The organism is Actinospica sp. (assembly GCF_035552695.1).
Classification (GTDB): domain Bacteria; phylum Actinomycetota; class Actinomycetes; order Streptomycetales; family Catenulisporaceae; genus Actinospica.
Genome location: NZ_DASZKT010000132.1, coordinates 1 through 6425 on the forward strand (window position 1 = coordinate 1; position 6425 = coordinate 6425).

Consider the following 6425-nt stretch of genomic DNA (forward strand, 5'->3'; position numbering starts at 1 on the left):
GATCAGGTTCGTGACCGACTGCGCGTCCGTGCTCATCCAGTCCGCGAACTCGGCGGCCTGCTGCGGGTCCTGGCAGCCCTTGAGCACTGCCGTGGACGAGCCGCCGTCGTTGCCGTACGCCGGGGTCGAGGCGTCCCACACAGGCATCGGCGCGACGGCCCACTGGCCGGATTGGCCGGTGACGCTCGAGGCGAGGATCGGCGCGTCCCAGACGGCGTTCACGTCGGAAAGGATCTTACCGGAGGCCATGTCCTTGTAGAGCGTGGCGGAGTAGCTCTGGTCGCTGTTGAGCAGGTGCTGCGCGACGAGGCCCTGCCAGTAGCTTGCGACCTTCCGCCCTGCCGCGCTGTCGATGCTCACGCGCCACGCGTCGCTGGAGGCGCCGAACCAGGGCGCCGAGGCCTGCCAGTCGAGACCGGCGTAGTTGTACGCGTCGTTGCCCATGTAGCCGATGTAGACGCTCGGGTCCGCCTGGTGGATCTTGGCGGCGTCCGCGGCGTACTGCGCCCAGGTCGCCGGGGGAGTGCCGACACCGTACTTGGCGAACAGGGTCTTGTTGTAGAGCAGGCCCATCGGCGCCACGTCCACCGGCACGCCGTAGGTCTTGCCCTCGATCGTCACCTGGTTCCACGTCCAGCCGGCGAACTGGCTCCGGTCGGCGGAGAGGTACTGGGTGACGTCTTGCAGCGCGCCGGCCGCGGCGAAGCTCGGCAGTGTCTCGTAGCCGACCTCCGCCAGACACGGCGCGTTGCCGGCCTGTACGGCCGTCAGCATCTTGGTGTAGCCGCCCTTCGCGCCGGAGGGCACCTTCTCGAAGCTCACCTGGATGTCCGGGTGGCTCTTGTTCCACAGGGCCACAGATTGCTGATATCCCGGAGCCCAGCCCCAGAACTGCAGCTTCACCGGTCCTGTCGCCGACGAGCCGCCTCCCGCGGACCCGCCGCTCGAACCGCAGCCCGCCAAGGCCAGCATCGCGGCGCACGCCGCCGCGGCCGCCGGTATCCAACGCCTACGCACCGTCTGACTCCTCTTCGAGTGATCCGTGCCATGTCTTCGTGCAGCGTCCCCGTTGCACCGGACCCCATTAGTTAAAGTAGAATGCAAACTATTAGGGCCCGCGTCAAGGGCCCGGGACCAACCGGCCGCCGACGAGTCGGCGGCGGCGCACAATGAAGCAGGACACTTGCTCGGCCCGCGGCGGCCGGCCTGAAGCAGGGCACATGCTCGACCCGCGGGCTCGGGCGACGAAGGAGGTGGCACAGAAGGTGAAGGCAGACCTGCGCGGCAGCGCCGCCGGCGCCGTGGAGCTCGCCGGCCCGTCCAAGCCGAGCGACCGCGCCTCGATCCGGCGCAGCAACCTCGGCCTCGTGCTGCGGTTGCTGCGGGATTCGGGGCCGCGCTCGCGCACTCGGATCGCGGCGGACACCGGGCTGCCCAAACCGACCATCACCAATCTGGTCGTTGAGCTCGCCGCACTCGGCCTGGTGCGCGAGGGGCGGGAAGAGCGCTCCGGCGCGGTCGGCAGACCCGGTCTGACCGTCGAGATCGACGGCCGCGGCTTCTGCGGCATCGGCGTCGAGGTCAGCGTCGACTACCTCAGCGCGGTGGCCCTCACCCTGCGCGGCGACGAGCTTTACCGGCATCGGGTCGCCCTGGACGTCGGGGCCTCGGGTCAGGAATCAGTGCTCGATGAGATCGCAGCGCTCGTGCGCGCGGCGCTCGTCGCGGCCGACGCGGCCGGGGCACGCTGTGTGGGCCTGACCGTGGCCACCCCGGGCGTGGTCGACTTCGCGGCGGGCACTACGGCCTACGCCCCGAACATCGGCTGGCGGCACGTGCCGGTGCTCGCGGGCCTGCGCGAGCGGCTCGGCCCCGACGCCCCGCCTTTCGCGCTGGAGAACGACGCCAAGCTCGGCGCGATCGCCGAGTACCTCGTCGTCCAAGACCAGGATATCCACGACATGATTTACGTGACCGGCGAGGTCGGGGTCGGCGGCGGGATCATCTCCGGCGGACAGCTGCTGCGCGGCGCCGCCGGGTACTCCGGCGAGATCGGCCACATGCCGCTCGACCCCGGCGGCCATCCGTGCGTCTGCGGCCGGCGCGGCTGCTGGGAGACGATGGTGGGCATGGCCGCGCTGCTGCGCGCGGTCGCGGACCCCGAAGACCCTGTGCACGACCCCTCGCTCGACCTCGAGACCCGACTCGCCGACGTCGCGGCCCGCGCCGCCCGAGGTGATACGCGCACCCTCGCCGCGCTCGAGAAGCTCGCCGACGACCTAGCGCTCGGGGTCGCCCTGCTGGCCGACGTGCTCAACCCGCGAGCCGTCGTCCTCGGCGGATACTTCGCCCACCTCGGGGCGTACCTGATCGACCGCGTGCGCGCGGGGGTGAGCAGGCGGGTGATGGCACCGGACGCCGGGGGCTGCGAGGTCCTGCTGTCCACGCTCGGGTTCACCGCGCCGAGCCGCGGCGGCGCGTACCTTGCCCTGGACCGGGTGTATCAGGACCCGAGCGCCATCGCGGGAGGCCGGTGAACGGGCGATCGGCGGTTCGCCGGCACGGTCGATAGCGGAGCGGTAAGTCATGCAATAGGCTCAGGCTCATGACACATTTCGACGCCGCCGATGCCGCTGTCGAAGCGGCGCTGGCAGCGGGCGCCAGCTACGCCGACGCCAGAGTGATGCACCGCCGCTTCGAGTCCATGTCCGCCCGCAACGGCGACATCGAGGACCTGACGCAGCGCGAGAGCGCCGGGGTCGGTGTCCGTGCGCTGGTCGGAGGTTGCTGGGGTTTCTTCGGCGTCCCCGATCTGGACGACGCCGAAGCCCGACGGGCCGGCGTCCGTGCCGCCGAGATCGCCGCGGCCTCCGCGACCGTCCCGAACCGCCGCTCCGACCGCGACGCGCTCATTCGGTCGGATCCCGAGGTCGGTTCCTGGGCCAGCGAGTGCCTGATCGACCCGCTGTCCGTGCCGCTGTCGGACAAGGGCGACCTGCTCACCTCCGCGACCGCCGAGATGCGGAAGCAGGGCGCGGACATCGCCACCGGTTCCTACGACATCTGGGACACCCGCAAGTGGTTCGTCTCGTCCGAGGGCCACCGCATCGACCAGCACGTCCGCGAGTGCGGCGCCGCCATCAGCGCCACCGTGATCGGCGACGGCGAGACGCAGGTGCGTTCGTACCCGTCGCGCCGCGGCCAGTTCGGGACCCGCGGCTGGGAGCTCGTCGAGGAGACGGACGTCGCCGCGCAGGCCGCCCGCATCGCCGACGAGGCCCGTGCGCTGACCCGCGCGCCGCAGTGCCCGGCGGGGGAGACGACCGTCATCATCGGCGGCGAGCAGATGGCCCTGCAGATCCACGAGTCCGTCGGCCACGCGATCGAGCTTGACCGCATTCTCGGCTGGGAGGCCGCGTACGCGGGCACCTCGTGGCTCGACCTGTCCCAGCTCGGCAGCCTCAAGTACGGCTCGGAGCTGATGAACATCGTCATCGACCCGACCTACCCCGGCGCGCTCGGCTCGTTCGGCTGGGACGACGAGGGGACCAGGGCGCACAAGCGCGACGCGGTCCGCAACGGCATCTGGAAGGGCGTGCTCGCCGGGCGCGAGAGCGCGGCCGTCGCAGGGCTCGACTACGCAGGCAGCGTCCGGGCCGACGGCTGGTCCCGGCTGCCGATGGTGCGCATGACCAACGTCGGTCTCGAGCCGGGGCCGCACACGCTCGAGGAGATGATCGCGGCCACCGACGACGGGATCTACATGGACATGAACCGGTCCTGGTCGATCGACGACCGCCGGCTCAACTTCCAGTTCGGCTGCCAGATCGCCTACGAGATCAAGAACGGCAAGCTCGGCCGGATGCTGAAGAACCCCACCTACACCGGCATCGGCCCGAAGTTCTGGGCGTCGATGGACATGCTGTCCTCGGAGATCGTCCCGTGGGGCACGCCGAACTGCGGCAAGGGCCAGCCCGGCCAGACCGGGCACACCGGCCACCCCGCCGCGCCGGCCCGGTTCACCAACGTCCGAGTGGGAGTGCGCGGATGAGCGTGCAGACCGAGACAGAGCTCGAACTCGCCTCGCGCGTGCTGGAGCTCGCGCGCGCGTCGGCGGGGCCGTCCGCCGACGTGGACGTGTCGGTGAACCGCGTCGCGCTGGCGCTGACGCGCTTCGCCAACTCGTACATCCACCAGAACGTCGCTGACACCACGACGGGGGTGCAGCTCCGTATCCACAGCGAGGGCCGCACGACGTCTGCGTCGTCGACGCTGGTCGGGACGGACGCGCTGCGGGAGATGGTGGAGCGGACAGTCGCGGCGGCCAAGGTCTCACCGCTGGACCCGGGTTGGCCGGGGCTCATCGGGCCGACGCCGGTGCTGCCGAGCCACGACGTCGACCAGGCGATCATCGAGGCGTCGCCGGCCGACCGGGCTTCGCGGGTGCGCGACTACATCGAAGCCGTCGAGGATCTCACGGCGGCCGGGTACTTCCGGACGCGATACTGGATCACCGCCTACGCGAACTCGGCCGGTCAAGCCGCGTCGGGGTCGTGCACGGAGGCCGCTCTCGATGCGATCGCGAAGACCGCGTCGCTGTCGGACGGAGTCACGCGCCAGGCGTCGCGGCGGATCGCCGACATCGACGGCGCGGTCCACGGCGCGCGAGCCGCCGCCAAGGCGCGTGCGTGGGACGGCGCGGTCGAGATCGAGCCGGGTGCATACGAGGTCGTGCTGGAGCCGACGGCGGTCGCGGACGTGCTGTACTGCCTGGGGAGCTACGGATTCAACGGCAAGCTCGTCAACGAACGCCAGTCCTTCCTGGAGTTCGGCAGGCAGCAGATGGACGCCTCGATCACCCTGGTCGACGACGGCGTCTCGGCCTTCGCCGCCGGTCTCCCATTCGACAGCGAGGGCACACCGCGCAGCCGCCTGGTCCTGGTCGAGAACGGAGTCAGCCGCGGCGCCGCCTACGACCGGCGCTCGGCAGCCGAAGCCGGCATCGCCAGCAACGGCTTCGCCGAGGACGGTAGCGCCTCCTTCGGCATGTCTCCGAACAACATCCGCCTGGAGCCGTCGCCCGGATCGGCTCCAGGCGAGGTCGAGGTCGAGGGGCCGGTGTCCAACTCGTCGGTGCAGGCGCTGGTGGCCCAGGTCGAGCGCGGCCTCCTCGTCACAGACCACTTCTACACGCGCTGCCTCGATCCGCGCCGCGTGGTGATGACGGGCCTGACGCGCAACGGCACATGGCTGATCGAGAACGGAGATATCGTGCGGCCGGTCAAGAACCTGCGGTTCACCCAGTCGTACTCCGAGGCGCTCGGTCCGGGAAACGTGCTCGCGATCGGCGGCCACGCGATCGCCTTGCCGTACAACTACGGCCCCAATTCGGCGACGGCTCCCGGCCTTCGCTTGGCGGCCTGGAAGTTCACCGGCGGGTCTTCGGGCTGAGTCGCCGCTTGACCTGCGCGACGTGTTCCGGCGCGCTCTCGACGACCTTCTGTCGGCCGCTGTCGGTCAGGGCGGTCCCGGCGGGCGCCGCCGATGTCGCGCACCTCGCCGAACTCCCGGGCCGGCTCGAGCCGATCCCGCAGATCGTTGACTTCTTCGAGAGATCCCATGACGATCGCCTCTCCCGTCGCTTGCCGCCGCGTTCGTAGAGCAATCCAGGGAGTGGCGCGGGCATTACGTATCGGTCCGACATCCGTGTCCAGGCGTTGATCGGGCATGGCCGACGCGCCGCCTCCGGGCCGCCCACCCCGCGCGACCTGGGCATCGGCCGCCGCGGGTAAGCGGTGCACCCGACGCGGTCCGGGTCGCGGCAAGGCACCACCGGTGATAGGACTTGAAGCGAAGGGGATTTCTCGTATTTGAGGGGTTTCGCCCGTATCGACGTGACGCGAAGTCGGTGGTCGACGGCGCGGCTCGCCGGTGCCTTTCCGGTCTAGGAGAAGCTCATGGCGAAGGCGGTTGGCATCGACCTCGGCACGACCAACTCGGTGATCGCGGTCTGGGAGGGCGGTGAGCCGACGGTCATCCCGAACGCCGAGGGCTCCCGGACCACGCCGTCCGTGGTCGCCTTCACCGACAACGGAGAGCGCCTGGTCGGGCAATTGGCCCGCCGCCAGGCGATTCTCAATCCCAAGGGCACCATCTACTCCGCGAAGCGCTTCGTCGGCCGCCACTTCGACGAGGTGGCCGACGAGGTCAGGGCGGTCACCTTCGACGTGGTCGAGGGGCCGGGCGGCACGGCCCGCTTCGACGTGCGCGGCAAGCAGTACGCCCCCGAGGAGATCAGCGCGCTGGTCCTGCGCAAGCTGGCCGAGGACGCCTCCAAGCAGCTCGGCGAGCGGGTGACCGAGGCGGTCATCACGGTTCCGGCGTACTTCAACGACGCCCAGCGCACGGCGACCAAGGACGCGGGG

5 protein-coding genes are annotated in these 6425 nt (G+C 70.5%); 4 read left to right on the forward strand and 1 reads right to left on the reverse strand.

Annotation, left to right across the window (positions count from 1 at the left end; all coding sequences use genetic code 11):
* Positions 1-1017 (reverse strand): ABC transporter substrate-binding protein (locus VG296_RS16865; protein WP_325566690.1); only part of this gene is annotated, 1017 nt, incomplete at its 3' end.
* 236 nt (positions 1018-1253) lie between these two features.
* Between VG296_RS16865 and VG296_RS16870 the strand changes: the two genes are divergently transcribed.
* The 4 genes from VG296_RS16870 to VG296_RS16885 all read left to right on the forward strand — a co-directional run.
* Positions 1254-2537: an ROK family transcriptional regulator gene (locus tag VG296_RS16870; RefSeq protein WP_325566691.1), complete on the forward strand. Its 1284-nt coding sequence runs from the start codon at positions 1254-1256 to the stop codon at positions 2535-2537.
* Positions 2538-2605: 68 nt separating this feature from the next.
* Entirely contained in the window at positions 2606-4051 is a 1446-nt protein-coding gene (locus tag VG296_RS16875) for a TldD/PmbA family protein (RefSeq protein ID WP_325566692.1), read from the forward strand.
* Positions 4048-5451, forward strand: coding sequence for a TldD/PmbA family protein (locus VG296_RS16880; protein ID WP_325566693.1), 1404 nt, complete (start codon positions 4048-4050; stop codon positions 5449-5451). Before VG296_RS16875 ends, VG296_RS16880 begins: the two co-directional genes overlap by 4 nt.
* A gap of 506 nt (positions 5452-5957) precedes the next feature.
* The coding region (locus tag VG296_RS16885) for an Hsp70 family protein (RefSeq protein WP_325566694.1) at positions 5958-6425 on the forward strand (468 nt) is incomplete at its 3' end.